This is a genomic window from Stenotrophomonas sp. HMWF003, assembly GCF_003061285.1.
Classification (GTDB): Bacteria; Pseudomonadota; Gammaproteobacteria; order Xanthomonadales; family Xanthomonadaceae; genus Stenotrophomonas; species Stenotrophomonas maltophilia_AP.
The window spans coordinates 1-1,322 of the sequence record NZ_QAIW01000281.1 but is presented as its reverse complement, the minus strand read 5'-3'; the positions used below and the strand labels follow the sequence as shown (position 1 = coordinate 1,322).

At 68.9% G+C, this 1,322-nt stretch carries 1 protein-coding gene and 2 pseudogenes; all 3 read left to right on the top strand.

The genetic code is table 11. The features are described 5' to 3' along the window. Nucleotides 1–208 (top strand): annotated as a pseudogene (locus DBR34_RS11675) (hypothetical protein); the annotation flags it as partial. After that, nucleotides 205–1,017 (top strand): hypothetical protein, encoded by an 813-nt coding sequence (locus tag DBR34_RS11670; protein WP_128096921.1) that lies wholly within the window; start codon nt 205–207, stop codon nt 1,015–1,017. The pseudogene DBR34_RS11675 and the gene DBR34_RS11670, both read left to right, overlap by 4 nt. Nucleotides 1,018–1,054: 37 nt before the next feature. Then, nucleotides 1,055–1,322 (top strand): annotated as a pseudogene (locus DBR34_RS11665) (cell envelope protein); the annotation flags it as partial.

Genomic DNA, 1,322 nt, shown 5'->3' with positions numbered 1-1,322 from the left:
GGACCATCCGTTCTGGGATGCCGCCGCGTTCACCGCCGGCGTCGCGGTCACCTCGGCGGTGATCGGGTCCATCGCCTACGCGCTGCCGCCGAGCTGCACCACGGTGGTCGTCAACGGCATCGGCTACCAGCAGTGCGACAACGCGTGGTACCAGCCACGTTATGTCGGCACCACGGTGCAGTACGTTGTCGTGGACGCGCCGCGATGAGGTGCCTGCGCAGGCTCGCCTGCGGCATCGCACTGGGCCTGCTGTGGCCGGCGATGGCGATCGCCCAGTCGGCCGGCGGCGGTTCGACCGACGACATCGCCCGCAAGCTGGCCGATCCCGGCGCGGCCCTGGTGTCGGTGCCGTTCCAGTACAACTACCTGGGCTCGGCAGGCCCCGGCGGCGATTTCCACAACCAGCAGTTGAAGATCCAGCCGGTGATTCCATTCGTCGGCGAGAACGGCAAGTTCATCCTGCGGCCGATCCTGCCGTTGAGCTGGAACCAGTTTCCCGAGCGCAAGCACGGCAGCGGCGACCTGTTCGTGCAGGGTTACTACATCCCCAAAACCGCCGCCGAGGCGCACGGCACCGAGATCGGCTTCGGCGCCGCCGCGCTGCTGGACACCGCCTCCCACGACAGCCTGGGCACGGGAAAGTATTCGCTCGGGCCGGCCTTCATCCTGGTCCACAAGACACGCGCGTGGACGGTGGGTGCGCTGGCCAACCACGTGTGGTCGGTGGGGGGCGATGGGGATCGCGAGGATGTCAGCAGCACCAGCGTGCAGCCCTTCGTGACCCGCAACCTGCCCAACGGCTGGTCGCTCAGCTTCACCTCGGAGACCAGCTACAACTGGAAAGCGGCCAGCGGCGATGCCTGGACCGTGCCCCTCGGCGCGACCGTCTCCAAGGTGATGCACCTGGGCCACACCCCGGTGAGCGTGGGCCTGGGCGGGTTCTACAACGTGGACCGGCCGCAGTACGCCAACCGCTGGACCGGGCGCCTCATCGTCACCCTCGTGTTCCCCGAATAGCCCGCACGCGCCGGACCGCGCCAAGGAGACACCGATCATGCGACTGCTGCGCCTGGCCACGCTGGTGGCGCTCGGTGCCACCGGGCTGGCCACGCTGGCCTGCCGCCCGGCCGCGTCGCTGCAGGCCAGCACGACCGGCGCGCGCAGCACAGGTGCAGACGACGCAGCAGCACCTGACATCCGTGCAATCGCGCGCGAGGCGTATGTCTACGGCGTACCGATGCTGGCCCAGTACGAGGCGCTGCATGCGCTCAGCATCGACACCGGCACCGCGCGGTACGCCGGGTCGTTCAATCATCTTGGGC

Excerpts from the sequence above, each read along its gene's own strand:
- DBR34_RS11670 (WP_128096921.1), top strand. The coding sequence starts at position 205 with ATGAGGTGCCTGCGCAGGCTCGCCTGCGGCATCGCACTGGGCCTGCTG.